The organism is Streptomyces sp. NPDC097617, from assembly GCF_044761485.1.
GTDB lineage: Bacteria > Actinomycetota > Actinomycetes > Streptomycetales > Streptomycetaceae > Streptomyces.
In genome coordinates this window covers 140,574-167,020 of record NZ_JBIWCL010000022.1, presented here as the reverse complement: position 1 = coordinate 167,020, position 26,447 = coordinate 140,574, and the positions used below count along the sequence as shown (strand labels likewise).

The 26,447-nt window shown below is 72.7% G+C and carries 22 protein-coding genes; 17 read left to right on the top strand and 5 right to left on the bottom strand.

Features of this window, described 5'->3' with window-relative positions; all coding sequences use genetic code 11:
- Positions 1 to 916, top strand: a 916-nt coding sequence (locus ACIQZO_RS29785; RefSeq protein WP_403631779.1) for a hypothetical protein, incomplete at its 5' end; no start/stop codon positions are given.
- Positions 898 to 1,728, top strand: a complete 831-nt coding sequence (locus tag ACIQZO_RS29780) for a hypothetical protein (RefSeq protein WP_403631777.1) — start codon at positions 898 to 900, stop codon at positions 1,726 to 1,728. The genes ACIQZO_RS29785 and ACIQZO_RS29780, both read left to right, overlap by 19 nt.
- Before the next feature lie 88 nt (positions 1,729 to 1,816).
- On the opposite strand, the gene ACIQZO_RS29775 is transcribed toward ACIQZO_RS29780, so the two are convergent.
- Positions 1,817 to 3,088 carry a DUF1015 family protein gene (locus tag ACIQZO_RS29775; protein ID WP_403631775.1) on the bottom strand — a complete coding sequence of 424 codons (1,272 nt, stop codon included), beginning with the start codon at positions 3,086 to 3,088 and terminating at the stop codon, positions 1,817 to 1,819.
- A gap of 114 nt (positions 3,089 to 3,202) precedes the next feature.
- On the opposite strand from ACIQZO_RS29775, the gene ACIQZO_RS29770 reads away from it, so the two are divergent.
- The 4 genes from ACIQZO_RS29770 to ACIQZO_RS29755 are packed head-to-tail and all read left to right on the top strand — an operon-like array spanning position 3,203 to position 7,314.
- Positions 3,203 to 4,258, top strand: a complete 1,056-nt coding sequence (locus ACIQZO_RS29770) for an HAD hydrolase-like protein (RefSeq protein WP_403631773.1) — start codon at positions 3,203 to 3,205, stop codon at positions 4,256 to 4,258.
- Positions 4,259 to 4,307: 49 nt separating this feature from the next.
- Positions 4,308 to 5,375: a FecCD family ABC transporter permease gene (locus ACIQZO_RS29765; protein ID WP_403631770.1), complete on the top strand. Its 1,068-nt coding sequence runs from the start codon at positions 4,308 to 4,310 to the stop codon at positions 5,373 to 5,375.
- A 32-nt stretch (positions 5,376 to 5,407) separates the two neighbouring features.
- Entirely contained in the window at positions 5,408 to 6,475 is a 1,068-nt protein-coding gene (locus ACIQZO_RS29760; protein WP_403631827.1) for a FecCD family ABC transporter permease, read from the top strand.
- Between the two features lie 17 nt (positions 6,476 to 6,492).
- The gene (locus ACIQZO_RS29755) at positions 6,493 to 7,314 is read left to right on the top strand and encodes an ABC transporter ATP-binding protein (RefSeq protein ID WP_403631767.1); all 822 of its coding nucleotides are present in this window, start codon (positions 6,493 to 6,495) and stop codon (positions 7,312 to 7,314) included.
- Between the two features lie 107 nt (positions 7,315 to 7,421).
- Here ACIQZO_RS29755 and ACIQZO_RS29750 read toward each other — a convergent pair whose 3' ends face one another.
- Positions 7,422 to 7,769: an SCP2 sterol-binding domain-containing protein gene (locus tag ACIQZO_RS29750; protein ID WP_403631765.1), complete on the bottom strand. Its 348-nt coding sequence runs from the start codon at positions 7,767 to 7,769 to the stop codon at positions 7,422 to 7,424.
- Between the two features lie 63 nt (positions 7,770 to 7,832).
- Here ACIQZO_RS29750 and ACIQZO_RS29745 point away from each other — a divergent pair, with 63 nt between their 5' ends.
- The 5 genes from ACIQZO_RS29745 to ACIQZO_RS29725 all read left to right on the top strand — a co-directional run bounded on the left by ACIQZO_RS29745 (position 7,833) and on the right by ACIQZO_RS29725 (position 13,008).
- Complete coding sequence (locus ACIQZO_RS29745) at positions 7,833 to 8,084, top strand: hypothetical protein (protein WP_403631762.1); 252 nt, start codon at positions 7,833 to 7,835, stop codon at positions 8,082 to 8,084.
- A gap of 7 nt (positions 8,085 to 8,091) precedes the next feature.
- Complete coding sequence (locus ACIQZO_RS29740) at positions 8,092 to 8,907, top strand: TlyA family RNA methyltransferase (RefSeq protein WP_403631760.1); 816 nt, start codon at positions 8,092 to 8,094, stop codon at positions 8,905 to 8,907.
- Complete coding sequence (locus ACIQZO_RS29735) at positions 8,904 to 9,845, top strand: NAD kinase (protein WP_403631757.1); 942 nt, start codon at positions 8,904 to 8,906, stop codon at positions 9,843 to 9,845. Before ACIQZO_RS29740 ends, ACIQZO_RS29735 begins: the two co-directional genes overlap by 4 nt.
- Positions 9,846 to 9,952: 107 nt before the next feature.
- Positions 9,953 to 11,677 carry a DNA repair protein RecN gene (gene recN, locus ACIQZO_RS29730; protein WP_403631824.1) on the top strand — a complete coding sequence of 575 codons (1,725 nt, stop codon included), beginning with the start codon at positions 9,953 to 9,955 and terminating at the stop codon, positions 11,675 to 11,677.
- 206 nt (positions 11,678 to 11,883) lie between these two features.
- On the top strand, positions 11,884 to 13,008 hold the full coding sequence (locus ACIQZO_RS29725; RefSeq protein ID WP_403631754.1) for a glycosyltransferase family 4 protein: 1,125 nt from the start codon (positions 11,884 to 11,886) through the stop codon (positions 13,006 to 13,008).
- Between the two features lie 115 nt (positions 13,009 to 13,123).
- Here the strand turns inward: ACIQZO_RS29725 and ACIQZO_RS29720 are convergent, their stop codons facing one another.
- From ACIQZO_RS29720 to ACIQZO_RS29710, 3 genes are all read right to left on the bottom strand, one after another.
- On the bottom strand, positions 13,124 to 14,743 hold the full coding sequence (locus ACIQZO_RS29720) for a PucR family transcriptional regulator (RefSeq protein ID WP_403631751.1): 1,620 nt from the start codon (positions 14,741 to 14,743) through the stop codon (positions 13,124 to 13,126).
- Between the two features lie 35 nt (positions 14,744 to 14,778).
- Positions 14,779 to 16,161: an FAD-binding oxidoreductase gene (locus ACIQZO_RS29715; RefSeq protein WP_403631748.1), complete on the bottom strand. Its 1,383-nt coding sequence runs from the start codon at positions 16,159 to 16,161 to the stop codon at positions 14,779 to 14,781.
- Positions 16,162 to 16,290: 129 nt separating this feature from the next.
- Positions 16,291 to 18,120: a glycoside hydrolase family 15 protein gene (locus ACIQZO_RS29710; RefSeq protein WP_403631746.1), complete on the bottom strand. Its 1,830-nt coding sequence runs from the start codon at positions 18,118 to 18,120 to the stop codon at positions 16,291 to 16,293.
- A gap of 447 nt (positions 18,121 to 18,567) precedes the next feature.
- On the opposite strand from ACIQZO_RS29710, the gene ACIQZO_RS29705 reads away from it, so the two are divergent.
- The 6 genes from ACIQZO_RS29705 (at position 18,568) to ACIQZO_RS29680 (ending at position 26,324) form a co-directional block, all read left to right on the top strand.
- On the top strand, positions 18,568 to 20,220 hold the full coding sequence (locus tag ACIQZO_RS29705; protein WP_403631743.1) for a CTP synthase: 1,653 nt from the start codon (positions 18,568 to 18,570) through the stop codon (positions 20,218 to 20,220).
- 83 nt (positions 20,221 to 20,303) lie between these two features.
- Positions 20,304 to 20,939 (top strand): NUDIX domain-containing protein, encoded by a 636-nt coding sequence (locus tag ACIQZO_RS29700; RefSeq protein WP_403631822.1) that lies wholly within the window; start codon positions 20,304 to 20,306, stop codon positions 20,937 to 20,939.
- Between the two features lie 150 nt (positions 20,940 to 21,089).
- On the top strand, positions 21,090 to 23,078 hold the full coding sequence (locus ACIQZO_RS29695; RefSeq protein ID WP_403631740.1) for a tetratricopeptide repeat protein: 1,989 nt from the start codon (positions 21,090 to 21,092) through the stop codon (positions 23,076 to 23,078).
- A 152-nt stretch (positions 23,079 to 23,230) separates the two neighbouring features.
- On the top strand, positions 23,231 to 24,346 hold the full coding sequence (gene ald, locus ACIQZO_RS29690) for an alanine dehydrogenase (protein ID WP_403631737.1): 1,116 nt from the start codon (positions 23,231 to 23,233) through the stop codon (positions 24,344 to 24,346).
- A 368-nt stretch (positions 24,347 to 24,714) separates the two neighbouring features.
- Complete coding sequence (locus ACIQZO_RS29685) at positions 24,715 to 25,833, top strand: ParA family protein (protein ID WP_078626630.1); 1,119 nt, start codon at positions 24,715 to 24,717, stop codon at positions 25,831 to 25,833.
- Positions 25,818 to 26,324: a hypothetical protein gene (locus tag ACIQZO_RS29680; RefSeq protein ID WP_403631734.1), complete on the top strand. Its 507-nt coding sequence runs from the start codon at positions 25,818 to 25,820 to the stop codon at positions 26,322 to 26,324. The genes ACIQZO_RS29685 and ACIQZO_RS29680 overlap by 16 nt, the downstream gene beginning before the upstream one ends.
- Positions 26,325 to 26,447: the final 123 nt, after the last annotated feature.

Below are 26,447 nucleotides of genomic sequence, written 5' to 3'. Positions count from 1 at the left end.
CGTGATGACCGTGGCGGCGACCGTCCCTCGTACCCGCGCCGTGATGACGACCGTGGTGGCCGTCCCTCCGGTGGCGACCGTCCGTCCTACCCGCGCCGCGACGACCGTGGCGGCGACCGTCCGAGCTTCCCGCGTCGTGATGACCGTGGCGGCGACCGTCCCTCGTACCCGCGCCGTGATGACGACCGTGGTGGCCGTCCCTCCGGTGGCGACCGTCCGTCCTACCCGCGCCGCGACGACCGTGGCGGCGACCGTCCGAGCTTCCCGCGTCGTGATGACCGTGGTGGCGACCGTCCCTCGTACCCCCGTCGTGATGATGACCGTGGTGGTCGTCCCTCCGGTGGCGGTGGCGGCGGCTTCCGTCGTGATGACCGTGGTGGCGACCGTCCGTCGTACCCCCGTCGCGACGACGACCGTGGTGGGTTCCGCGGCGGCCGTGATGACCGTGGTGGCGACCGTCCGTCCTACCCGCGCCGTGATGACGACCGTGGTGGCCGTCCCTCCGGTGGCGGTGGCGGCGGCGGCTTCCGTCGTGATGACCGTGGTGGGGACCGTCCGTCGTACCCGCGCCGTGATGACGACCGTGGTGGCCGTCCCTCCGGTGGCGGTGGCGGTGGCTTCCGTCGCGACGACCGTGGCGGCGACCGTCCCTCGTACCCGCGCCGTGACGACGACCGTGGTGGTCGTCCCTCCGGCGGCGGTGGCGGCGGCTTCCGTCGCGACGACCGTGGCGGCGACCGTCCCTCGTACCCCCGTCGCGACGACCGCGGTGGTGACCGTGGTGGCTTCCGCGGTCGCGATGACCGTGGTGGCGACCGTGACTTCCGCGCCGACCGCGACCCGGTCAAGCGCCTCCCGATCGACGAGGACGTCACCGGCCTCGAGATCGACGCCGATGTGCGTCAGGAGCTGCTGAGCCTGCCCAAGGGTCTGGCCGAAGAGGTTTCCAAGAACCTCGTCATGGTCGCCCGGCTGATCGACGACGAGCCCGAGCAGGCGTACGCGTACTCGCGCATCGCTCTGCGGCTGGCCTCCCGCGTCGCCGCCGTCCGTGAGGCTGCCGGCTTCGCCGCGTACGCCACGCAGAAGTACAGCGAGGCGCTCGCCGAGTTCCGTGCCTCCAAGCGCATGACCGGCTCCGTCGAGCTGTGGCCCGTCATGGCCGACTGCGAGCGCGGCCTCGGCCGTCCGGAGCGGGCGCTGGCCATGGCCGGCGAGCCCGAGGTGCAGAAGCTGGACAAGGCCGGCCAGGTCGAGATGCGTCTGGTCGCGGCCGGTGCCCGGCGGGACCAGGGTCAGCTGGAAGCTGCCATCGTGACCCTGCAGAGCCCGGAGCTGGCCTCCAGCTCCGTCCAGCCGTGGACCGCGCGCCTGCGCTACGCCTACGCCGATGCCCTGCTGGCGGCCGGTCGTGAGGACGAGGCCCGTGAGTGGTTCGGCAAGACCCTCGAGGCGGACAAGGACGGGGCCACCGATGCCTCCGACCGTCTCGCCGAGCTCGACGGTGTCGAGTTCGTCGACGCCGGGGTCGACCTGGCCGACCTCGACGAGGACGAGGACGAGGACGACGACGAGGGTGAGGGTGAGGACGCGGCGGAGATCGCCGCGGCCGAGCGCGCCTCCGACGTCGCCGAGTACTACGACGAGGACGACGAGGAGTACGAGCCCCTGGAGCAGTCCGAGGCCGACTCCGACGCTGACGCCGATGTCGAGGACGACAAGGCCTGAGGCACGGTGACATGAAGAAGGGCGGTACCCCGGTCGGGGTACCGCCCTTCTTCATGTCCGGGGTCCGGGCTCCGCCGCCCGGAGGCGGTCAGCCCAGGCCGCGCAGGACCAGGCCGGTGGCCGGCTTCGGTCCGAAGGACGTGGACTTGCGGGGCATCGTGACGCCCTGGCGGGCCAGGTCCCGTACGACGTCCTCGCGTACGGGATGCAGCAGGACCGCGGTCCCGCCGTGCCGCTCCGCCATCGCGACCGTGGACGCGGCGTCGTGGATGTACGTGATCTGGTCCGGGGCGTCCGGGATGTGCCAGAGGGAGTCGAGGAGCGTCGCGTGCAGGACGGTGGCGTCCAGTCGGCGCCAGGCCTCGGGGCGGTCGTGGCGGACCGTGCGGTCGAGCAGGGCCAGGTCGGGGTCGGTGACCAGACGGAAGGAGCCGTCGCCGGCGATGAGGAAGGCGTTGCCGCGTTCCGCGGCGTCCGTGAGGGCGTCCAGGGCCAGCGGGAGCGGCCCGTCGACCGGGCGGACGCGGAAATGGCCGTCGAGGGCGGCGAGGGCGTCCTCGACGGGGAGCCGGCGCAGCATCCGGTGGATGGCGCGGACCTGGAGCGGGTAGCGGGCGGTGTCCACGAGGAGGACCAGGCCGAAGTCCCAGGCCGTGGGGGAACTGTGCTCCTCCTGGAGGCGCAGGTAGGTCGCCCAGCGGTGGTGGCCGTCGGCGATGAGGGCCTGGCGGTGGCTGAAATCGGCCGTGACAGTGTCGAGTTCGGTCGGGTCCGTGATGGCCCAGAGACGGTGCTGGAAGCCGTCCTCGGTGGTGGTCGACAGCAGGGGGGCGCGCTGGGCTGTCCGTTCGACGACCGCGGCCGCTCCCGCGCCGGGGTCGTCGCCCCGGTAGGTGAGGAGCAGGGGTTCGAGGTTGGCTGAGGTCGCCCGCATCAGGCCGGCCCGGTCGGTGACCACGTCCGGCATGACGTCCTCGTGCGGCAGGACGATGCCGGCGTCCGCGGTGGACAGGGCGAGCGCGCCGATGACACCGCGCTGCAGCAGGCCCGCCCTGCGCTGCTCGTACACGTAGAGCGCGGGCTCGGGGTCGGCGCTGAGGATGCCTTCGGCGAGCCAGTGGTGCAGGGTGCGTGCGGCCTGTTCGTTGCGTGCGGCCGGGGTGCCGGCCTGCGGGAGGATCAGGCGGACGATGTTGTGCGGGTCGGCGGATTCGAGGTGGTCGACTCCGTCGGGGCGCACGACCACGTCGTACGGCGGCGAGGTGACGGCGGCCAGGCTGCCGACACGCTCGGGGACGTAGCGCAGGCCATGGAACGGGATCAGGCGCAGCCCTTGCTCCGCGGTGCCAGATGTGGTCATTGGTGCATCGTAAGACGCGTCTCGCCATGCGGGATGATCGGGGCAGTACGGAATCGGACAAGATCGATCTCCCCCGGCTACCGCCGGGTGGGGCCTCCAGAAGGGGTGTACACGATGACCCGGCAGAGCAGGACCGGTCCCGCGGCGAGTGAGCAGAGTCTGCACCAGGCGTACGACACCGCCCTGCTGGACCTGGACGGGGTGGTGTACGCGGGCGGCGAGGCCATCGCGTACGCCGTGGAGTCCCTCGCCGCGGCCAGGGCCGACGGGATGCACCTCGCGTACGTCACCAACAACGCGCTGCGGACGCCGGACGCGGTCGCGGAGCACCTGGGCGAGCTGGGCATCCCGACGGAGGCGGCCGAGGTGATCACCTCGGCGCAGGCGGTGGCCCGGCTGATCGCGGAGCAGGTGGAACCGGGGTCGAAGGTCCTGGTGATCGGCGGGGACGGCCTGCGGGTCGCCCTGCGCGAGCGGGGCCTGGTGCCGGTGGACTCGGCCGAGGAGGAGGGCCTCGCGGCGGTCGTCCAGGGGTACGGGGGTCCCGACCTGCCGTGGGGGCGGTTCGCGGAGGCCTCGTACGCGATCAACCGCGGCGTGCCGTGGTTCGCGTCGAACACCGACCTGACGATTCCGGGGGCGCGGGGGATCGCGCCGGGCAACGGGGCCGCGGTGGAGGTCGTACGGATCGCCACGGGCGCCGAGCCGCAGGTGGCGGGCAAGCCGCTGCCCCCGATGCACCGGGAGACCGTGCTGCGGACCGGGGCGCAGCGACCGCTGGTGGTCGGGGACCGGCTGGACACCGACATCGAGGGCGCCTTCAACGGGGAGGTGGACTCGCTGCTGGTGCTGACCGGGGTGACGGACGCGGAGCAGCTGCTGCGCGCCGAGCCCCGGCACCGGCCGACCTACGTGGACCGGGATCTGCGAGGGCTGCTGACCGGGCAGCCGGAGGTGGAACCGGCCGCGGAGGGCTTCCGCTGCGGTGGCTGGACGGCGGTCGCGACGAACGGCGGTGTGCTGGAACTGCGCGTGGAGGAAGGGGAGGACGGGGCGGCCGCGGACCCGCTCGACGGGCTGCGGGCGCTGTGCGCGGCGGCCTGGACGGCGGCCGGGGCCGGCGCCTGCACGCTGGACGCGGCGAAGGCGCTGGCCAGGCTGGGTCTTTAGGGGCGCACGGGGAACCGTTCCGAGCGCAGGATAGGTTAGCCTAACCTGCGTGTTGGTCGAGAGTCCCCCTGAACCCGAACGGAGCGCGGCGCCCGCAGAGGGCGCCGCAGCCGCCGTAGCCCGCCCGCGCCACGCCGCGCGCGCCGCCGGTCTGCTCGCCGCCCTCGCGGTGTTGGCGCTGATCGCCGTCGTGAGCATCGCCGTGGGCGCCAAGCCGATGTCCCTCGACGAGGTCTGGCACGGCCTGTTCTCCTACGCAGGGACGCCCGCCGACGTGGTGGTGCGGGACCTGCGGATCCCGCGCACCCTCCTCGGGCTGATGGTCGGGCTCGGACTCGGCCTGTCCGGTGCGGTGATGCAGGCGCTGACCCGCAACCCGCTGGCCGAGCCCGGCATCCTCGGCGTCAACGCGGGCGCCGCGGCCGCCGTGGTCTCCGCGATCAGCTTCTTCGGCGCGAGTTCGCTGAGCGAGTTCGTGTGGTGGGCCTTCCTCGGCGCCGGCGTGGTCTCGGTCGTCGTGTACGTGCTGGGCGGCAGCCGCAGCGCGACGCCGGTGCGCCTCGCGCTCGCCGGTACGGCGGCCAGCGCGGCGCTCGTCGGCTACATCAACGCCGTGCAGCTGATGGACAGCAAGGCGCTGGACAAGCTGCGCTTCTGGACGGTGGGTTCGCTGGCCTCGGCCAACATGGACACCGTCCGGCAGGTGGCGCCCTTCCTGCTCGTCGGGGCGGTGCTCGCCCTGACACTGGGCCGGCCGCTCAACGCGATGGCCATGGGCGACGACACGGCCCGGGCGCTCGGCGCGCACCTGACGCGCACCCGGATCGGCGCCGTGATCGCCATCACCCTGCTGTGCGGAGCGGCGACCGCCGCGTGCGGGCCGATCGTGTTCATCGGTCTGATGGTCCCGCACCTGGTCCGGGCGTTCACCGGTCCGGACATGCGCTGGGTGCTCGCGTACTCGGCCGTCCTGTCGCCGGTACTGCTGCTCGGCGCCGACATCGTCGGCCGCGTCGTCACCCGGCCCGCCGAACTGCAGGTCGGCGTCGTGACCGCGCTCATCGGCGGCCCGGTCTTCATCTACCTGGTTCGGCGCAAGAGGATGGCCCAGCTGTGACCGCGACCACGACGGAGACCGCGACTGCGACCGTGACCGCGGCCGGCAGCCCCCGCAAGCGCCGGTCCGGCCCCCGTCCGCTGCACCTGCCCGGCGGGATCTCGCTGCGCGTCGAGCGGCGCGCCCTGGCCGTGGGTGTCCTGCTGAGCGCCGCGGCCCTCGCGCTGGCCGTCGTACTCATCGGCACCGGCGACTTCGAGATCGCGCCCTGGGACGTCGTGCAGACCCTGCTGGGCAACGGCACCCCCGCCAACGACTTCATCGTCAACGACCTGCGGCTGCCGCGGGTCCTGGTCGCGCTGCTGGTCGGCGCGTCGCTCGGGCTGTCCGGAGGCGTCTTCCAGTCCGTCTCCCGCAACCCGCTGGGCTCCCCGGACATGCTCGGCTTCGGCTACGGCTCGGCGGTCGGCGCGCTCGTCGTCATCATCCTGTTCAAGGGCAGCGCCGCCGAGGTGGCCGTCGGCGCGCTGGTCGGCGGCCTGCTGGCCGGAGTCGTCGTCTACCTGCTGGCGTACAAGCAGGGCATCCAGGGCTACCGGCTGGTGCTGGTCGGCATCGGCGCCTCCGCCGTCCTCATCGCCGTGATCCAGTATCTGATCACCAAGGCCCAGATGATCGAGGCCACTCGCGCCATGGTCTGGCTGACCGGCTCGCTGGCCGGCCGGGACTGGGCGCAGGTGTGGCCGCTGCTCGCGGCGTGCGCCGTGTTCTTCCCGCTGGTCCTGGGGCAGGGCAGGGCGCTGCGGATGATGGAGATGGGCGACGACGCCGCGTACGCCGTCGGCGTGCGGGTGGAGCGGACGCGGATGCTGCTGATGCTCGCGGCGATCCTGCTCACCACCGCGGCGAGCGCCGCGGCCGGGCCCATCAGCTTCGTCGCGCTGGCCGCGCCGCAGCTGGCCCGGCGGCTCACCCGCTCGCCCGGCGGGAACCTGGTGACCGGCGCGCTGATGGGCTCGGTGCTGCTGATGGGGTCCGACCTGGCCTCCCAGCGTGCCTTCGGCGCCGACCAGCTTCCGGTGGGTGTGGTGACCGGCCTCGTCGGCGGTGTCTACCTGCTCTGGCTGCTCGTCACGGAGCGCAAGGCGGGACGTATATGACTGCGAAGAATCGCGATATGAGGAGTACGCAAGTGCAGCGGCTGACCGCGGAGAACGTGACCCTCGGCTACGACCAGCGGGTCATCGCCGAGAACCTGTCGGTGGAGATCCCCGACAACTCCTTCACGGTGATCGTCGGCCCCAACGCCTGCGGCAAATCCACCCTGCTGCGGGCCCTCTCGCGGATGCTGAAGCCGTCCACCGGGCGGGTGCTGCTGGACGGGCAGGCCATCGGGTCGATGCCGGCGAAGAAGGTCGCCAAGACCCTGGGCCTGCTCCCGCAGTCCTCGATCGCGCCGGACGGCATCACGGTGGCCGACCTGGTCTCGCGCGGCCGGTACCCGCACCAGGGGCTGCTGCGGCAGTGGTCGGCGCAGGACGAGCGGGTCGTGAACGAGTCGATGGCCTCGACCGGGGTCGCCGAGCTCGCCGACCGGGCCGTGGACGAACTGTCGGGCGGTCAGCGGCAGCGGGTGTGGATCGCCATGGCGCTGGCGCAGCAGACGCCGCTGCTGCTGCTCGACGAGCCGACGACCTACCTGGACATCCAGCACCAGATCGACGTCCTGGACCTGTGCGCGGAGCTGCACGAGAACCAGGGGCGCACGCTCGTCGCGGTGCTGCACGACCTCAACCACGCGGCCCGCTACGCCACGCACCTGATCGCGATGCGGGGCGGGGAGGTCGTCGCGGAGGGGCCGCCGCAGGAGGTGGTCACCGCGGAGCTCGTGGAGAAGGTGTTCGGGCTGCGGTGCCAGGTGATCGACGACCCGGAGACGGGGACGCCGCTGGTGGTTCCGGCGGCGCGCAGGGCCCGTGTGGTGGCCCGGGCCGAGTAGCCCTCCCGGGCCGGGCCGCGGTCCTCGTCCCTGCGGGCCGGTTGCCGGGGGCGCCGCCCCCGGACCCCCGCGCCTCAAACGCCGGCGGGGCTGGATGAGCCGGCTCGCTAGAGCATGCTCTTGAGGCGGAGGAGGTCGCGGAAGCCGGCTTCCAGGCGGACCCGGCCGGAGGCCCAGGCCTTCGCGAACTTCAGCTCGCCCGCGACCAGTGCCACGAGGTCGTCGCCGGTCATCGCGAGCCGGATCTCCGCCTTGGTGGCGGGCGGGCCCGGGGCGACCGCGTCCACCCGGATCCGGCCCGTTTCCAGGCGGCCCGTGAACGTCCGGTCCAGGTCCGTGATGTGGCAGCTCAGGGAGCGGTCGAAGGCAGCCGCGCCGCGTACGCCGTCGTCGGCCCGAGCGAGGTTGTCGGAGAGTTTGTCGAGTGCTGCGCGGCACTCCTGGATCGTAGCCATCGTGATCACGACCGTACCGCAGAGGCATGCGTGGTCGACGGGCGCTTCGGGTAGCGTCGGGGCATGAGCGACGAAGCTGCCGAGACCCGGGCCGACGAGGCCGCCGAGCCCGCCGGGCCCGTGGCGCTGGGCATCGTACGCACGCCCACCGGCCACGCCGGTGTGGACGCGCACCTGGCGCGGCTGGCGGACGCGGACCACCTCGCGGCGGATGGACACGTCGCGGTGTACGAGGATGTCCACCGGGGACTGCGCGAGGCGCTGACCGCGCTGGACGCACCGCCCGTCCCTGGTCCGTACGAAAACAGGAGCTGAATCGAACGTGGCAGGAGTGGCACGCCGCCGCCTGGACGCCGAACTGGTACGCCGCAGCATGGCCCGCTCGCGCGAGCACGCCGCGCAGCTGATCGCCGCGGGCCGGGTGACCGTGGGCGGCAGCACCGCGACCAAGGCGGCCACCCAGGTCGAGACCAGCGCGGCCCTGGTGGTCCTCAAGGACGACAGCGACCCCGACTACGTCTCCCGGGGCGGCCACAAGCTGGCCGGCGCGCTGGCGGCCTTCCAGCCGCAGGGACTGGCCGTCGAGGGCCGCCGGGCGCTGGACGCCGGCGCCTCCACCGGCGGGTTCACCGACGTGCTGCTGCGCTCGGGCGTCACGCACGTCATGGCCGTGGACGTCGGCTACGGACAGCTGGCCTGGTCGCTGCAGAGCGACGACCGGGTGACGGTCAAGGACCGTACGAACGTGCGCGAGCTGACGGTGGAGCAGCTCGACGGGGTTCCGGTCGACCTGGTCGTCGGTGACCTGTCCTTCATCTCCATCGGTCTGGTGCTGCCGGCGCTGGTGCGCTGCTGCGCGCCGGACGCGGACCTGGTGCTGATGGTCAAGCCGCAGTTCGAGGTCGGCAAGGACCGGCTGGGGAGCGGCGGCGTGGTGCGCAGCCCGGAGCTGCGGGCCGAGGCCGTGCGCGAGGTCGCGGCGCAGGCGGCGAAGCTGGGACTGGGTGTTCTCGGGGTGACGGCGAGTCCGCTGCCGGGTCCGTCGGGGAACGTGGAGTACTTTCTGTGGCTGCGGGCGGGGGCACCGGCACTCGACCCGGCGGATGTTGACCGTGCAGTGGCGGAGGGGCCGCAGTGACAGATTCATCGGGTACAGCAGGATCGGGTTCAGAGGTTTCGGGGGAGGGGCGGACGGTCTTCCTGCTCGCGCACACCGGGCGGCCGGCGGCCATCCGCAGCGCCGAGCTGGTGGTGCAGGGTCTGCTGCGGTGCGGGCTCGGCGTCCGCGTCATGGACCACGAGGCGGTGGACCTGCCGCTGCCGCCCGAGGTGGAGCTCGTCACCGAGTCCACCCCGGGGGCGCTCGACGGTTGTGAGCTGCTGATCGTCCTGGGCGGCGACGGGACCCTGCTGCGGGGCGCGGAGTTCGCGCGCGCCTCGGGGGTGCCGATGCTGGGCGTCAACCTGGGCCGGGTGGGGTTCCTCGCCGAGGCCGAGCGCGACGACCTGGACAAGGTCGTGGACCGGGTGGTGACGCGCTCGTACGAGGTCGAGGAGCGGATGACCATCGACGTGGTCGTGCGCACGAACGGCGATGTCGTCCATCGGGACTGGGCGCTGAACGAGGCCGCGGTCCAGAAGGTGTCCCCGGAGCGGATGCTGGAGGTGGTCCTGGAGATCGACGGGCGCCCGGTGACCGGCTTCGGCTGCGACGGGATCGTCTGCGCGACTCCGACGGGTTCCACGGCCTACGCCTTCTCCGCCGGCGGGCCGGTGGTCTGGCCGGAGGTGGAGGCGCTGCTGATGGTGCCGATCAGCGCGCACGCGCTGTTCGCGAAGCCGCTGGTGACCTCGCCGACCTCGGTGCTGGCGGTGGAGGTGCAGAACGGCACTCCGCACGGTGTGCTGTGGTGCGACGGCCGACGGATGCTGGAGCTGCCGGCCGGGGCGCGGGTCGAGGTGCGACGGGGTGCGGTGCCGGTACGGCTCGCGCGGCTGCACCACGCGTCCTTCACGGACCGGCTCGTCGCCAAGTTCGCGCTGCCGGTGTCGGGTTGGCGTGGGGCTCCGCACTGAGGCGCAGTTCACACGCCTCCAATAGCACATCCGTTCGAACAACTTGGAACGGGTGACGTCACATGGCACCCATGAAACCTCGGTATCGTCGTCCCGTGCTTGAGGAGATGCGGATACGGTCGCTCGGGGTCATCGACGACGCGGTGGTCGAGCTGTCGCCCGGTTTCACCGCGGTGACCGGCGAGACCGGCGCGGGCAAGACGATGGTCGTCACCAGCCTCGGGCTGCTGCTCGGCGGTCGCGCCGACCCGGCCCTGGTGCGGATCGGGGCCAAGGCGGCGGTGGTCGAGGGCCGCATTGTCCTGCGCCCGGACGCCCCCGCCGCCGTTCGTGCCGAGGAGGCCGGGGCCGAGCTCGACGACGGCGCCCTGCTGATCAGCCGGACGGTGTCCGCCGAGGGCCGCTCGCGCGCCCACGTCGGAGGCCGCTCCGTGCCCGTCGGCCTGCTCGGCGAGCTCGCCGACGACCTGGTCGCCGTACACGGGCAGACCGACCAGCAGGGGCTGCTGCGCCCGGCCCGCCAGCGCCAGGCGCTCGACCGGTACGCCGGCGACGCCGTCGCCGTCCCGCTGGAGAAGTACGGCTCGGCCTACCGCCGGCTCCGCGCGGTCGCCGTGGAGCTGGAGGAGATCACCACCCGGGCGCGCGAGCGGGCCCAGGAGGCGGACCTGCTGCGCTTCGGGCTGGACGAGATCGCGGCCGTGGAGCCGGTGGCCGGCGAGGACACCGAACTCGCGGCGGAGGCCGAGCGGCTCGGACACGCCGAATCACTGGCCTCGGCGGCGCAGCTGGCGCACGCCGCGCTCGCGGGCAACCCCGAGGACCCGGAAGTCGTCGACGCGAACATGCTCGTCGCGGGCGCCCACCGGGCGCTGGAATCCGTACGGGCGCACGACCCGGCGCTCGGCACCCTCGCCGAACGGATCGGGGAGCTGGGCATCCTGCTGTCCGACGTGGCCGGGGAGCTGGCGGGCTACGCCGACGACCTGGACGCCGACCCGCTGCGGCTGGCCGCGGTGGAGGAACGGCGGGCCGCCCTGACCCAGCTGACCCGCAAGTACGGTTCCGCGGGCACCGTGGCCGCCGTACTGGAGTGGGCCGAGCAGGGCGCGGCGCGGCTGTTGGAACTGGATGGCGACGACGAACGGATCACCGAACTGACCGCCGAGCGCGACGGTCTGCGCGGCGAACTCTCCCTGCTGGCCCAGGCATTGACGGACGCCCGGGTGGAAGCCGCGACGCGCTTCGCCTCCGCGGTGACGGCGGAGCTGGCCTCGCTGGCGATGCCGCACGCCCGGGTGACCATCGACATCCGGCAGGCCGAGGACCCCGAAGGAGTGGACGTGGACGGCCGCCCGGTCGCCTACGGACCCTCGGGCGCGGACGAGGTCGAGCTGCTGCTGGCCCCGCACCCTGGCGCCCAGCCGCGGCCGATCGCCAAGGGCGCCTCGGGCGGTGAGCTGTCCCGGGTGATGCTGGCCGTCGAGGTCGTCTTCGCGGGCTCCGACCCGGTGCCCACCTACCTCTTCGACGAGGTCGACGCGGGAGTCGGCGGCAAGGCGGCGGTCGAGGTCGGCAGGCGGCTGGCGAAGCTGGCCAAGTCGGCGCAGGTCGTGGTCGTCACCCACCTGCCGCAGGTGGCGGCCTTCGCGGACCGTCAACTTCTCGTGGAGAAGACCAACGACGGATCGGTCACCCGCAGCGGGGTCACCGTCCTGGAGGGCGAGGACCGGATCCGCGAGCTGTCGCGCATGCTGGCCGGGCACGAGGACTCGGCCTCGGCGCGGGCCCACGCCGAGGAACTACTGGCAGCGGCGCGCGCGGACGCGTGATGTGCCCGGTGGCGGGGGTCCGGAACGCGCGGCGTTTTGGGCCCTTCGCCGTGCCCGGACCGAGCCGGCGATAGTCCGTGTGGGTGAGGCTGAGGGGCGTCCTGCGGTATCTCGTCCGGGATCCGCACCCGTATGGTCCCGGAACGCGCGTGCGGACTGGCATCCTTGGCGACGTCTCTGACTCCCTCACCCTGGAGCTTCGGCCCGTGAGCAGCTCCCCGGTTTCCACCTCCCTTCCGGCCCAGCCCTACGGCCGGCCGCCGCTGCGCACCGTGCAAGTACTCGGCGGCGGTGCGGGCGCGGGCAGCAGCGCGCACGTACGGTCGCTCGCGACCGGACTCGCCGCGCGCGGGCTACGCGTCACGGTGTGCGCACCCGTCCAGGCGGAGGGGGAGTACGATTTCACCGGCGCCGGGGCGCAGTTCGCGCCCGACGCGGTCAGCGTGCTGCGGGCCGCGTGCGCCGGAGCCGACCTCGTGCACGCCCACGGCGTGCGCGCCGGGATGCGCGCCGCCCTGGCCATGCGGGGGCGCCGGGTACCCCTGGTGGTCAGCTGGCACGGCGAGGACCCCACGGCGGTCGGCGCGCTCGGGCGGCTGAGCCGCATGCTGGAACGGCACGTCGCGCGGGCCGCGGCAGTGGTCCTCGGGGCCTCCTCGGACCAGGTGGACCTCGCACGGCTGCGCGGCGCCAGGGACGCGCGGCTGGCCCCGGTGGCGGTGCCGGCGGGCCCGGGCGGTACCGAGGCGGCGGCCGACCCCGGCAAGGTACGGGCGGAACTCGGCGCGGTGGAACGGCCGCTGCTGATCGCGGTCGGCAGCCTGGTGCCGCACCGGGGGTACTCGGTCCTGCTCGACGCGGCACGGGAGTGGCGCGGCCTGGACCCGGTGCCGCTGCTGGTGATCGCGGGGGAGGGGCCGCTACGGGCCGAACTCTCCCGGCGGATCCACGAGGAGGGGCTCCCGGTACGGCTGCTGGGCCGCCGCCGGGACGCGGCGCAGCTGCTGGCGGCGGCGGACCTGGCGGTGCTGCCGAGCCGGTGGGGGGCGCGGGCGCTGCTGGCGCAGGAGGCGCTGCGGGTGGGCGTACCGCTGGTGGCCACGACGGTGGGCGGTGTGCCGGAGCTGGTGGGACCGGGCGCGGTGCTGGTCCCGCCGGGGGAGGCGGGGGCCCTGGCCTCGGCCGTGACCGGCCTCCTGGCCGATCCGGACCGGCGGGCCGCGCTGGCGGTCGCGGGGCGCGCCCAGGCCGCGACGTGGCCGTCCGAGGACGACACGGTGGCGCAGGTCCTGTCCGTCTACGACGAACTGATGGAAAGAACCCGCCACTAGCCGCCGCGGGCCGTCGCCGCTCCGGGGGCAGAGCCCGGGGAAACGGTGGGCGGAGTCCGGCGCAGCGGCGCGAAGCCGGGGAGGCCCTCCGGGGCCGAACCGTGCGAGTGGGGCGTCAAGAAGGCACGTGGCGGCGGGCGCGGAGGGCCAGGCTGAGGGCGAGGACCGTTTCGGGGTCGTCCAGGTCCGTGCCCAGGAGTTCCGAGATGCGGGCCAGCCGGTTGTACAGCGTCTGCCGGTTCAGGTGGAGCTCGCGCGCCGTCTCCGCCTTGCGGCCCGCGTGGGCCAGGTACGTCTCCAGCGTGGGCAGGAGCGGCGGCCGCGAGGTCGTGTCGTGCGTGCGCAGCGGACCGATCGCGCGGTCCACGAAGGCCGCCAGGTCGGGGTGTTCGCGCAGCCGCCACAGCAGCAGGTCGATGTCCAGGCGCCGGGCGTCGTACCAGGGCCGGGCCGGCAGCCCGTGCGCGGCCGTCGCGGTCTCCGCGGCATGGCGCAGGCCCGCCGAGGCGGCCGCCCAGCCGCCCGCGACGCCGACGACCACCGCCGGCGGGGCGTCGGCCCGGTCCAGGCCCGCGCGTTCGACGCCCGCCCGCAGTGCGGCCGAGACCCGGTCCGCCACCGCCGTACGCTCCGACTCCGCGCGCAGGGAGACCAGCAGCGGGACCCGGCCCTCGACCGGGCGGACGCCCAGCAGGACCGGTACCCCGACGGACGACAGCTCCTCCAGTACCGCGCGGGCCAGGACGGCCCAGTTGCCGGACGGGCCGAGGTCCGAGGAGAGCCGCATGACCACCGGCAGCAGCGGGCCGCCGCCGGGCTTGAAGCCCAGCACGCGGGCCTGCGCGGGGGCGTCCTCCGCCGAGATGCGGCCCTCCGCCAGGTCCGTCAGGAAGTCGCCGCGGCCGCGCGCGGCCAGCTCGTCCTCCTGCCGCGCCTGCATCAGGACGACGGCGAGGACGCCGGCGGTCCGCTCGGCCGCCATCCGGTGCACCGGGAGCAGCGGGGCGGAGACGCCGACCAGGACGACCCGGGCCCGGACCGAGCCGGTGCCGTGGCCGCCGCCCGGTACGTCGACCACCACCGTGTTCGCGGAGGGCTCGGCCTCGCGGTGGCCCCGCAGGCCCTCCCACACCTGGAGCGGGTCGGCGCCCGGGTCCCCCGCCGTGCTGCCGGCCGCGTACAGGAGCTGGCCGTCGGGGGTCTCCAGGAAGACCGGGTTCCCGGTGAAGTCGGCCAGGATCCGCAGGACCAGCGGGATGCCCCCACCGCCCAGCAGGGCCTCCGTACAGCGCCGGTGGACCTCCTCGGCCCGCTGGAGCAGGGCGTAGTGGTGGTTGACGATCTCGGTGTGGACCTCCTCGGTGACCGCCACGAAGGGGACCTCCCGGTGGAGCTGGACCAAGGGCAGCCCCGCCGAGCGCGCGGTCTCCACGATGGTGGCCGGCAGCCGGGTGAAGCGCGGGCCCAGTTCGACCACCAGCGCGGCGATGCCCCGGTCCGCGAGGCGGCGTACGAAGGCGCGCTGCTCGGCCGGCCGCGTGCCGAGGCCCAGCCCCGTGGTCAGCAGCAGCTCGCCGCCCTTGAGCAGGGAGGCGATGTTCGGCACCTCACCCGCGTGCACCCACCGGACGGTCCGTCCCAGGCGGTCGGCGCAGGCCACCACCTCCGGCAGACCGCCGCGCAGTCCCGGCAGCTCCAATGCCCGCTGAACCGTGATCCCGCCCTGGTTTTCCATATCGCGGGACGCTACCGGCCGACCCGTCTCCATCGTCAGGCGGGCCGGATGTTGTGGTTGAAGCGGAAGATGTTGTCGGGGTCGTAGTGGCGCTTCAGCGCGCCCAGCCGCTGCATGTTCTCGCCGCCGAGGCCCGAGACCACCCGCTCCGCGCCCTCGTCCCCGGTGAAGTTGAGGTAGACCGCGCCGGTGCTCCACGGCCGGACGTCGGCGCGGACGTCCTTGACCCACTGCCGGCAGCGCTCGTCGTCGGCGACGTCCTCCCAGATCCCGAACGGGTGCACCACCCACGGCGCGTCGCGGTACGGCACCGGGTAGTCGGTGGGGCCGGAGGCGATGGCGCCTCCCTGCGGGAAGACCAGGTGCTGGGTGCCGGTCGGCACCGGCATGGCCTCGGCGCGGTAGCAGAAGACGTCCACGAACGCGTCGGGGCAACCGGTGAGGTACTCCGCCGACCAGTAGTTCCGCATGCCCGGCGGGTCGTCGATCATGCACTGGAGATCGGCGTACGGGATGGCCGTGACGATCTCGGACTCGTGCGGGATCGCCAGCAGCGGCTCCGCCAGCCTGCGCATCTCCTCCTCGGGGCCCGCGTAGGTCAGCAGCACCCCGGCCAGCAGCCGGCCGACCAGGTGCTGCGGGACGAACTCCTCGGGCGGACCGGTCAGGTAGAGGGCGCCGCCCGAGGCCTCGGGCGGGGCGGCCTCGATGAGGTCCCGGTACGTACGGACCACCTCGGGCCCGCGCTCCGGCAGATACAGCAGGAACGCGATCGACATGGCGGGCAGTTCGTGCAGCCGCAGGGTCAGCGAGGTGGCGATGCCGAAGTTCCCGCCGCCGCCGTGCAGCCCCCAGAACAGCTCCGGGTGCTCCTCGGCCGTCGCGTGGACCAGCTCGCCCTCGGCGGTGACCAGGTCCACGCCCAGCAGATTGTCCACCGCCAGGCCGAACTTGCGGTCCAGCCAGCCGCTGCCGCCGCCCAGGACGTAGCCGCCGACGCCGGTGGTGGAGGCGCGGCCGCCGGTGGTCGCCAGCCCGTACGGCTCGCAGGCCCGGTCCAGGTGGCTCATGGTGGCGCCGCCCTCGATGTGCGCGGACCCGGCCGCCGGATGGACCGTCACCTCGTGCATCCGCCGCAGGTCCACCACGAGGCCGCCGTCGTTGAGGGACATCCCGGCCACGCTGTGCCCGCCGCCGCGCACGGCGATGTTCAGGTCGAGTTCCCTCGCGAAACGCACCGCGGTGATCACATCCGCGGTGCTCTCGCACTGGGCGATGACGGCGGGCCTGCGGTCGATCATCGCGTTGAAGACGGTACGGGCCTCGTCGTACCCCGGATCCTCCGGGGCGAAGACCTCGCCGGACAGATCCTCGCGGAGCGCGGTCAGGGCCGCGCCCGCCTTCGACAGGGGAGCCATGGGGCTGCCCCCTTCCACCGGAGGGAGGGCATAGGACCCTTCCAGCGTAGGCGGGGACGATCACGGGGGCGCGGCGGGAAAGTCCGCCGCCCCGGTGAGCCGGCCCGCCGCCGCGGCCCGTACGCGCTGCTAGCCCCCGTACGCCCCGCTCGCCGTCAGCCGCAGGGCCGTGTCGATCAGCGGAACGTGGCTGAAGGCCTGCGGGAAGTTCCCGACCTGCCGCTGGAGCCGCGGGTCCCACTCCTCCGCCAGCAGGCCCAGGTCGTTGCGGAGTGCGAGCAGCCGCTCGAACAGCCGCCGCGCCTCGTCCACCCGGCCGATCATGGCGAGGTCGTCGGCCATCCAGAACGAGCAGGCCAGGAAGGCCCCCTCGTCGCCCTCCAGGCCGTCCACGCCGGCCTCCACGCCCGCCGTCGGGTAGCGCAGGATGAAACCGTCGGGCGTGGACAGCTCGCGCTGGATCGCCTCGATGGTGCCGATGACCCGCTTGTCGTCCGGCGGCAGGAAGCCCATCTGCGGAATCAGCAGCAGGGAGGCGTCCAGCTCCTTCGACCCGTACGACTGGGTGAAGGTGTTGCGCTCCTTGTCGTAGCCCTTCTCGCACACGTCCTCGTGGATCTCGTCGCGCAGCTCGCGCCACCGCTCCAGCGGACCGTCCGCGTCCCCGCTCTCGATCAGCTTGATCGTGCGGTCCACGGCCACCCAGGCCATCACCTTCGAGTGCACGAAGTGGCGGCGCGGGCCGCGCACCTCCCAGATGCCCTCGTCGGGCTGGTCCCAGTGGGTCTCCAGGTAGCGGATCAGCTTGAGCTGGAGCAGCGAGGCGTAGTCGCTGCGGGCGAGCCCGGTCATATGGCCCAGGTGCAGGGCCTCGGTGACCTCGCCGTACACGTCCAGCTGGAGCTGGCCCGCCGCGCCGTTGCCGACGCGGACGGGGCGGGAGTTCTCGTAACCGGGCAGCCAGTCCAGCTCGGTCTCGCCGAGCTCCCGCTCGCCCGCGATCCCGTACATGATCTGCAGGTTCTCCGGGTCGCCGGCGACCGCGCGCAGCAGCCACTCGCGCCAGGCGCGGGCCTCCTCGCGGTAGCCGGTGCGCAGCAGCGATGAGAGGGTGATCGCCGCGTCCCGCAGCCAGGTGTAGCGGTAGTCCCAGTTCCGGACCCCGCCGATCTCCTCCGGGAGGGAGGTGGTCGGCGCGGCGACGATCCCGCCCGTGGGGCCGTACGTGAGGGCCTTGAGGGTGATCAGGGAGCGGATCACGGCCTCCCGGTAGGGCCCGTGGTACGTGCACTGCTCGACCCACTCGCGCCAGAACTCGGTGGTCGAGTCCAGGGCCGCCTCGGCGTCGGGGGTCTCGGGCGCGTCGCGGTGCGAAGCCTGCCAGGTGATGCTGAAGGCCTTCCGGTCGCCGGGCCCGACGGTGAAGTCGGAGTACGTCGTCAGGTCCTTGCCGTAGGTCTGCGCGTCGGCGTCCAGCCAGACGGAGTCCGGACCGGCGACGGCCACGGTGCGCCCGTCGACCTTGTGCACCCACGGCACGACCCGCCCGTAGCTGAAGCGCATCCGCAGTGCCGAACGCATCGGCACCCGCCCGCTGATGCCCTCCACGATGCGGATCAGCTGCGGCGCGTGGTCCTCACGGGGAGGCATGAAGTCGATGACGCGGACCTTGCCGCGCGGGGTGTCCCACTCCGACTCCAGTACCAGCGAGTCACCGCGGTAGCGGCGGCGGGTCGCACGGGGAGCCTCGGTGCCCGCGGGGAACGCCGGGCCGATCCGCCAGAACCCGTGATCCTCGGTGCCGAGAATGCTCGCGAACACGGCGTGCGAGTCGAAGCGTGGCAGGCACAGCCAGTCCACCGCCCCGTCCCGACAGACCAGTGCCGCGGTCTGCATGTCCCCGATCAGTGCGTAATCCTCGATGCGCCCGGACACGTGCATCTCCAGTCGAACGGCCACGTCCGCCCCCGAGGGGGCGCTTGCATTGCGCTGTTGAGCGGTCTCCTGTGTGCAGAGAGTGCCGCATGAGCCCCATGATTCCGCATACCGGCCCGGTTAGGCCGTCCGACGGACTGCTCGGCGGCGATGTGTGCAATATCCGAGCAGGATATGACGGCACCCTAGTGATCCACGGGAGCCCCGGAAGAATGCGGCTGGGCCGAACGGGTGAGCAGCGGGTACACCGCTCCGGCGCACTGCCGTGCCCCCGGACGGAGCGCGCGCCGCGTCCCCGGAGGCGGACCGCTCCGGGCGCTGATAGGCTGGTACCCCGTGGACCGGTGGTCTGCCTGTGCAAATCAGGAGCCCCGAAACCGCAGCTTCGGCGCCCCCTGAGACCCTTCCGGATCGATGGTGGCCGGCGCCGGACGCACCTCACCTCGCGACCACGGGAGCCCCCTCTTGGCGATGCCGCCCAAATCCATGACGACCAAGCACATCTTCGTCACCGGGGGTGTCGCTTCCTCCCTCGGCAAGGGCCTGACGGCCTCCAGCCTGGGTGCGCTGCTGAAGGCGCGCGGTCTGCGGGTCACGATGCAGAAGCTCGACCCGTACCTGAACGTCGACCCCGGCACGATGAACCCGTTCCAGCACGGCGAGGTGTTCGTCACCAACGACGGCGCCGAGACCGACCTGGACATCGGCCACTACGAGCGCTTCCTCGACGTCGACCTCGACGGTTCGGCCAACGTCACCACCGGCCAGGTCTACTCGCAGGTCATCGCCAAGGAGCGGCGCGGCGAGTACCTCGGTGACACCGTGCAGGTCATCCCGCACATCACCAACGAGATCAAGCACCGCATCCGCCGCATGGCGACCGCGGACGTCGACGTCGTCATCACCGAGGTCGGCGGCACCGTCGGCGACATCGAGTCCCTGCCCTTCCTGGAGACCGTCCGCCAGGTCCGCCACGAGGTCGGCCGTGACAACGTCTTCGTCGTGCACATCTCCCTGCTGCCCTACATCGGGCCCTCGGGCGAGCTGAAGACCAAGCCGACCCAGCACTCGGTCGCGGCCCTGCGCAACATCGGCATCCAGCCCGACGCGATCGTGCTGCGCGCCGACCGCGAGGTCCCCACCTCCATCAAGCGCAAGATCTCGCTGATGTGCGACGTCGACGAGGAGGCCGTGGTCGCCGCGATCGACGCCAAGTCGATCTACGACATCCCCAAGGTCCTGCACACCGAGGGCCTGGACGCGTACGTCGTCCGCAAGCTCGACCTGCCCTTCCGCGACGTCAACTGGACGGTGTGGGAGGACCTGCTGGACCGGGTCCACAACCCCGACCACGAGGTCAAGGTCGCGCTCGTCGGCAAGTACATCGACCTGCCCGACGCCTACCTGTCGGTGACCGAGGCGCTGCGCGCCGGCGGCTTCGCCAACAAGGCCCGCGTCCAGATCAAGTGGGTCACCTCCGACGACTGCAAGACCCCGGAGGAAGCCGCGGCCCAGCTCTCCGACGTGGACGCGATCTGCGTGCCCGGCGGCTTCGGCGACCGCGGTGTCAACGGCAAGGTCGGCGCGATCACCTACGCCCGCGAGAACAAGATCCCGCTGCTCGGCCTGTGCCTGGGTCTGCAGTGCGTGGTCATCGAGGCCGCGCGCAACCTCGCGGGCATCGAGGACGCGAACTCCACCGAGTTCGACGCCTCCACCCCGCACCCGGTCATCTCGACCATGGAGGAGCAGCTGGCCTTCGTCGAGGGCGCGGGTGACCTGGGCGGCACCATGCGTCTGGGCATGTACCCGGCGAAGCTCGCCGAGGGTTCCATCGTGCGCGAGGCCTACGGCGACCAGGCGTACGTGGACGAGCGCCACCGCCACCGCTACGAGGTCAACAACTCCTACCGCGGCGAGCTGGAGAAGAAGGCGGGCCTCGTCTTCTCCGGCACCTCCCCGGACAACAAGCTCGTCGAGTACGTCGAGTACCCGCGCGAGGTGCACCCCTACCTGGTGGCCACCCAGGCCCACCCGGAGCTGCGCTCGCGCCCCACCCGCCCGCACCCGCTGTTCGCCGGGCTGGTCAAGGCGGCCGTGGAGCGGCAGCAGTCCGCGAAGTGAGCGCCTGACCGCATAACGTAGGCAGCCGGGGCACGGATCGTGCCCCGGCTGTCGCGTTCTCGGGGAAGGTATCGGCCATGGCCATGGGCAACGACATCGTGGACACACCGGAGTCGTGGGCGGTGGTCGCCTCACGCACCCCGTTCGAGGGCGCGAAGACGGCCGTTCGCTCGGACCAGGTCCGGATGCCCGACAGCGCGGTGGTGCGCCGCGACTACCAGGTGCACCCGGGCTCGGTGTGTGTCCTGGCTCTGGACGAGGAGCAGCGGGTGCTGGTCCTCAAGCAGTTCCGCCACCCCGTGCGGCACCGGCTGTGGGAGCTCCCGGCCGGGCTGCTCGACGTACCCGGCGAGAACCCGCTGCACGCCGCCCAGCGGGAGCTGTACGAGGAGGCGCACGCCAAGGCGGGCGACTGGCGGGTGCTGGCCGACTTCTTCAGCTCGCCCGGCGGATCCGACGAGGCCGTCCGCGTCTTCCTCGCGCGGGACCTGGCGGAGGCCGAGGGACAGCGGTACGCGGTCTCCGACGAGGAGGCCGACATGGAGATCGCCCGCGTCCCGCTCGCCGACCTGGTCCGCGGGGTCCTGGCGGGCGAGCTGGGCAACCCGGGGCTGGTGACCGGAGTGCTCGCCCTCTCCGCCGCGCTCGCCTCCGAGGGCGGAATCGACTCCCTGCGCCCGGCCCAGGCGCCCTGGCCGGCCCGCCCGTACGAGGCGTGAGCGCGCCCGGAGGCCGGTTCTTGCGGGCTGTGCGTGAAAAGTAGGTCCATCTGCTGATCCGATTGGGGGATTTGCCCGCCGCGCTCCACACGGGTCGTCGCTCTGCGTGAACTACGCTCGCAATCCGGTGGCAGGGAGAGGAGCGGATCCGTGGCGGATTTCGTCGGGCGGCGGCGTGAGCTCAAGGAGCTGCGCGAGGACATCGCACGGACCGGGCTCGACACACTCTCCGGCCGCAAGGCCAAGGCGCCCCGGGCCCGGGTGCTGCTCGTCGCCGGGCGGCCGGGCTCCGGGCGGACGGCCCTCGCCGAGGCCTTCGTGCGCGAGGTCGCCGAGGAGTACCCCGACGGAGTGCTCCGCACCCGGCTCACCGCCCCCGGCGGGGAGACCGTGGCCACCGAGCAGGCCGTCCGCAGCCTCCTGGAGGGGCTGGGGCGGCCCACTCCGCCCGGGGCCGGCGAGGACGAACTGAGCTCCGCCCTGCGCACCGCCCTCGACGGCCGCCGGGTGATCATCCTGGTCGACGACGCCGCCGATCCGCAGCAGGTGGACGCCCTGCTGCCGGACACCCCCGAGTGCCTGGTCGTGGTCACCGCCGAGGGGCCGCTCACCGGGATCCCGGACGTCCGGCCCTGCACCCTCGGCGGGCTCGACACCCCCTCCGCCGTGGAACTGCTCGCGCAGCGCATCGGCGACACCCGTGTCACCGCCGACCCGCGGGCCGCCGAGGCCCTCGCCGAGGAGTGCGGGGGACAGCCCGCCGCACTCGTCCTCGTCGGCGGGTGGCTCGCCGCCCACCCCAAGGCCTCCGTGGCCGACGTGGCCAAGCAGCTGCACGACATGCCCGCCGCCACCGGCGGCCCGCTCGCCCGCGGCTTCCGGCTCGTCTACGAGGCCCTGCCGCAGCCCGCCCAGCGGACCCTGCGCCTGCTGCCGCTCGCCCCGGCCGGCATCGTCGACTCGCACACCGCCTCCGCCCTCGCCGGCTGCTCCGTGGCCGCCGCCCAGGCCACGCTCGACGACTTCGCCGGGCTGGGCCTCGTCCACTCCTCCCGCAACGGCCTGTTCCTGCTGCCCGGCTGCCTCGCGCCGATGCTCCGGGCCCTGCTGGAGGCCAGGGAGCGGCCCGCCGAGGTCCAGCTGGCCCGGGCCCGGATGCTGGAGCGCACCGTACGGCTGCTGCACTCCTGCCGGGCCATGGCCGAGCCCGAGGAGCCCGCGGTCGACGCCGCCGTCGACGACGGCCTGCGGGAACTGCTGGACGGTCTGCCGCGGGCCCTGCGCTTTCCCGACCGGCGGGCCGCCGCCACCTGGCTGGACACCCGGCTGCCCGCGCTCTCCGCGGCCGCCTCGCTGGCCGTGGCCGACGGGGAGCTGGACACCCTGGCCCGCCGGCTCGTCGCGGCCCTCGTGCGGGCGCTGGCGGACCACCGGGGCACGGCCGGGGCCGCCCCCGAGCTGTACGGGCTGCACCGCCTGGTCCTGGACGTGGCCGAGCGGCGCAAGCTGCACCGGGAGCAGGCCGCCGCGCTGCTGAACCTGGCCGACCTGGATGCCGCGACCGGCCGGACCCAGGAGGCGCTGGAGCGCTACCGGGCCGCGCTGGACGCCGGACGGGCGGCGAACGATCCGTATGCGACCGGCCGCGCGATGGAATCCGTAGGGGGCGCCTACCAGGAGCTGACGGACTGGCACCGGGCCTCCGACTGGTTCGGCCGGGCGCTCTCCCAGGCCCTCGCCCGGGGCGAGCGCGCTGACGAGGCCCGGCTGTACGGGCGACTCGGGAACGTGCACACCTACGCGGGGCGCTACGGGGACGCGCTGCGCAGCTGGCGGGCGGCCGCCGCGGGCTACCGGAAGCTGACCGATGTACCCGGTCAGGCAAAGGCGTTGAGCGAGATGGCGCGGGTCCAGGAGTACGCCGGCCGGCCCGAGGAATCGCTGCACACCTGCCGCGAGGCGGTGGAGCTGGCTCGCAGGGCGGGCGACCAGCGGCTTCAAGCCGCGCTACAGGTCCGGCTGGCCGACACGCTGGACCGGCTGGGGGACCCCGCAGCTGCCAGGTTGCACCGGTCCGCAGCCGACAGATTGTTGGGAGATGACCCCGCAGCCTGCGAAATCCGCAGTGGTTCCGACTAAGATTGTTGGTTTGCAAGGCTAGACAGCGACTCATCCTTCATTAGACTGGGTTCACTGCGGCATCCCGTGGTGCATCCCGTTGCGCGTTCTTGTGGGCGGGTATGTATGGAAGTGCCCCCGAAAATCCCCTGAGCCAAGGACCGTGATCGACGATGAAGGTCGGCATCCCCCGCGAGGTCAAGAACAACGAGTTCCGGGTCGCCATCACGCCTGCCGGCGTGCATGAGCTGGTCCGGGGCGGCCACCAGGTCTTCGTCGAGCAGAACGCCGGTGTGGGTTCCTCGATCACGGACGCCGAGTACGTCTCGGCCGGCGCCGAGATCCTCGGCAGCGCCGACGAGGTCTGGGCCACCGCCGACCTGCTGCTCAAGGTCAAGGAGCCGATCGCCGAGGAGTACCACCGCCTCCGCAAGGACCAGACGCTCTTCACCTACCTGCACCTCGCGGCCTCCCGCGAGTGCACGGACGCCCTGCTGGAGTCCGGCACCACCGCCATCGCGTACGAGACGGTCGAGCTCGCCAACCGCGCGCTTCCGCTGCTCGCCCCGATGTCCGAGGTCGCGGGCCGGCTGGCCCCGCAGGTCGGCGCCTACCACCTGATGCGCTCGGCCGGCGGCCGCGGCGTCCTCCCGGGTGGTGTCCCCGGCACCCACGCGGGCGAGTGCGTGGTCATCGGTGGCGGCGTCTCCGGCTGGAACGCCGCGCAGATCGCCATCGGCATGGGCTTCCACGTGACCCTGCTGGACCGCGACATCAACAAGCTCCGCGAGGCCGACAAGGTCTTCGGTACGAAGATCAAGACGATCGTCTCCAACGCCTTCGAGCTGGAGAAGGCCGTCGTCGAGGCCGACCTCGTCATCGGCGCGGTGCTGATCCCGGGTGCGAAGGCCCCGAAGCTGGTCACCAACGAGCTCGTCGCCAAGATGAAGCCCGGAAGTGTCCTTGTCGACATTGCGATCGACCAGGGCGGCTGCTTCGAGGACTCCCGTCCGACCACTCACGCCGAGCCGACCTTCCAGGTCCACAACTCGGTCTTCTACTGCGTCGCCAACATGCCGGGCGCGGTGCCGAACACCTCCACCTACGCGCTGACGAACGCGACGCTGCCCTACATCGTGCAGCTCGCCAACCTCGGCTGGGCCGAGGCGCTGCGTCGTGACGCCGCGCTCGCGCTGGGCCTCAACACCCATGACGGCCAGGTTGTTTACGGTCCCGTTGCCGAGGCTCACGGCCTCGAGACCCTTGAGCTGAGCGCGTTGCTCGGCTGACCCGTCAACGACTGACGTCAATCTCACGTATCCGGCCGGACCTTGCCCGCAAGGTCCGGCCGGACGCGTTTGCGCGGTGCCCGGCGACCCCGTTCAACTCGCCTCGAACGTAACCCTTTAACCCTTTCGCACACCCGCGAAACTTCGCAGCGACAGCTCGTGCGCCCTTGACAGAGTGGTGTTCGGTTGCCGACACAACGCGTCGGGTCCGGCGGATTGTGTTGCCGCTGAGTGGTGACACGCCATAGAGTCGCCAACCGTCGGCATGGTGCCACGCTGACCTATCGATAAGTGTCCTGGTCACATCCGAGGAGGTAAGACGACTTGTGAATGAGTCGACATTTGCTCCTGGGGGTGGTCGAGCAGGGATGCCTGAGCGGGGCCAGGGCCCTACCGGGCTCGAAGCCGTCGGCTCCGTCGCAGTACGCACCTTCGCAAACCACCAGCACATGACGACGCCCCAAAAGAGCATGGACGGCCTAGACGTGAACTCCAGGGCCGGCGACCTGAGCGGCGAAAAGCCCGTGGGTTTCGCCGACTACGACAATGTGCCCGAGGGGCACTTCTACGACCCCGACGCGGAGTACGAACCGGACCCCGAGTACGCGGCCACTCTCGCCCCCGACGCTGCCCGTCAGCGCCGTGAGCGGATCGGCCCGACCGGACGCCCGCTTCCGTACTTCCCGATCCCGGGTCCGCTGACCGACCACGGTCCGGCGAAGATCATCGCGATGTGCAACCAGAAGGGCGGCGTGGGCAAGACCACGTCGACCATCAACCTGGGTGCCGCGCTCGCCGAGTACGGGCGCCGTGTGCTGCTCGTCGACTTCGACCCGCAGGGCGCCCTGTCCGTGGGTCTCGGCGTGAACCCGATGGAACTCGACCTGACGGTCTACAACCTGCTCATGGAGCGGGGCATGTCGGCCGACGAGGTGCTGCTCAAGACAGCGGTCCCCAACATGGACCTGCTGCCCAGCAACATCGACCTGTCCGCTGCCGAAGTGCAGTTGGTCAGCGAGGTGGCGCGCGAGTCCACCCTGCAGCGGGCCCTCAAGCCCCTGATGGCCGACTACGACTACATCGTGATCGACTGTCAGCCCTCGCTCGGTCTGCTGACCGTGAACGCCCTGACGGCGGCTCACAAGGTCATCGTCCCGCTGGAGTGCGAGTTCTTCGCGCTGCGCGGCGTGGCGCTGCTGACCGAGACCATCGAGAAGGTGCAGGAGCGGCTCAACCCCGAGCTGGAGCTCGACGGCATCCTCGCCACGATGTACGACTCCCGTACGGTGCACAGCCGGGAGGTGCTGGCGCGCGTCGTCGAAGCCTTCGACGACCACGTCTACCACACGGTCATCGGCCGCACGGTGCGCTTCCCGGAGACCACGGTCGCCGGTGAGCCGATCACGACGTACGCGTCCAACTCCGTCGGCGCCGCCGCCTACCGCCAGCTGGCCAGGGAGGTGCTCGCCCGGTGTCACGCCGAGTGAGTCTGCCCGGAGCCGACGAGCTGTTCCGTACGACCGGGGGGATGGCGCTCCAGTCGTCCTCGCCGCGGCGAGGGGTCGACGAGACGCCCGCCGCGGAACACTCGGCCACCTCGGCCGAGGGTACGGCGGGTGAGGGTCGCGGCCCCGGCGGGCCCGTCGTCGGGCAGCCGAGGCGCCCGCAGGAAGGTTCTGCCGGCCCCGTCGGCGGTGTCGGGTCGGCCCAGGCCGGCGCGGGCCGCCGGGGCAAGGGGCAGGGCCGGGGTGCCAACCGGCGCCCCAGCGGCCGCGAGCGCCACGACGAGAAGATCACGGTCTATGTCTCCGCCGAGGAGCTCATGGACCTGGAACACGCGCGGCTGGTGCTGCGCGGGGAGCACGGGCTGGCGGTGGACCGGGGCCGCATCGTCCGCGAGGCGGTGGCGGTCGTACTCGCCGACCTCGAATCCCGCGGCGACGCGAGCATCCTCGTACGGCGCCTGCGCGGCCGCTGAGCCGCCCGCGACGACCCGCTTTCCCGGCGCCCGCTTCCCGGCCGCGCCGGCGGGCCCGCCCCGGGAGCCCGGCGGCCCCGAGCCCGCCAGGACGGCGCGCGGGGTGCGGCGCCGTGCCGGGCG

Excerpts from the sequence above, each read along its gene's own strand:
- ACIQZO_RS29700 (WP_403631822.1), top strand. The coding sequence starts at position 20,304 with ATGGGCAACGACATCGTGGACACACCGGAGTCGTGGGCGGTGGTCGCC.
- ACIQZO_RS29770 (WP_403631773.1), top strand. The coding sequence starts at position 3,203 with ATGACCCGGCAGAGCAGGACCGGTCCCGCGGCGAGTGAGCAGAGTCTG.
- ACIQZO_RS29705 (WP_403631743.1), top strand. The coding sequence starts at position 18,568 with ATGCCGCCCAAATCCATGACGACCAAGCACATCTTCGTCACCGGGGGT.
- ACIQZO_RS29720 (WP_403631751.1), bottom strand. The coding sequence starts at position 14,743 with ATGGAAAACCAGGGCGGGATCACGGTTCAGCGGGCATTGGAGCTGCCG.
- ACIQZO_RS29715 (WP_403631748.1), bottom strand. The coding sequence starts at position 16,161 with ATGGCTCCCCTGTCGAAGGCGGGCGCGGCCCTGACCGCGCTCCGCGAG.
- ACIQZO_RS29775 (WP_403631775.1), bottom strand. The coding sequence starts at position 3,088 with ATGACCACATCTGGCACCGCGGAGCAAGGGCTGCGCCTGATCCCGTTC.
- recN (WP_403631824.1), top strand. The coding sequence starts at position 9,953 with ATGCGGATACGGTCGCTCGGGGTCATCGACGACGCGGTGGTCGAGCTG.
- ACIQZO_RS29755 (WP_403631767.1), top strand. The coding sequence starts at position 6,493 with ATGAGGAGTACGCAAGTGCAGCGGCTGACCGCGGAGAACGTGACCCTC.
- ACIQZO_RS29685 (WP_078626630.1), top strand. The coding sequence starts at position 24,715 with ATGCCTGAGCGGGGCCAGGGCCCTACCGGGCTCGAAGCCGTCGGCTCC.
- ald (WP_403631737.1), top strand. The coding sequence starts at position 23,231 with ATGAAGGTCGGCATCCCCCGCGAGGTCAAGAACAACGAGTTCCGGGTC.
- ACIQZO_RS29745 (WP_403631762.1), top strand. The coding sequence starts at position 7,833 with ATGAGCGACGAAGCTGCCGAGACCCGGGCCGACGAGGCCGCCGAGCCC.
- ACIQZO_RS29750 (WP_403631765.1), bottom strand. The coding sequence starts at position 7,769 with ATGGCTACGATCCAGGAGTGCCGCGCAGCACTCGACAAACTCTCCGAC.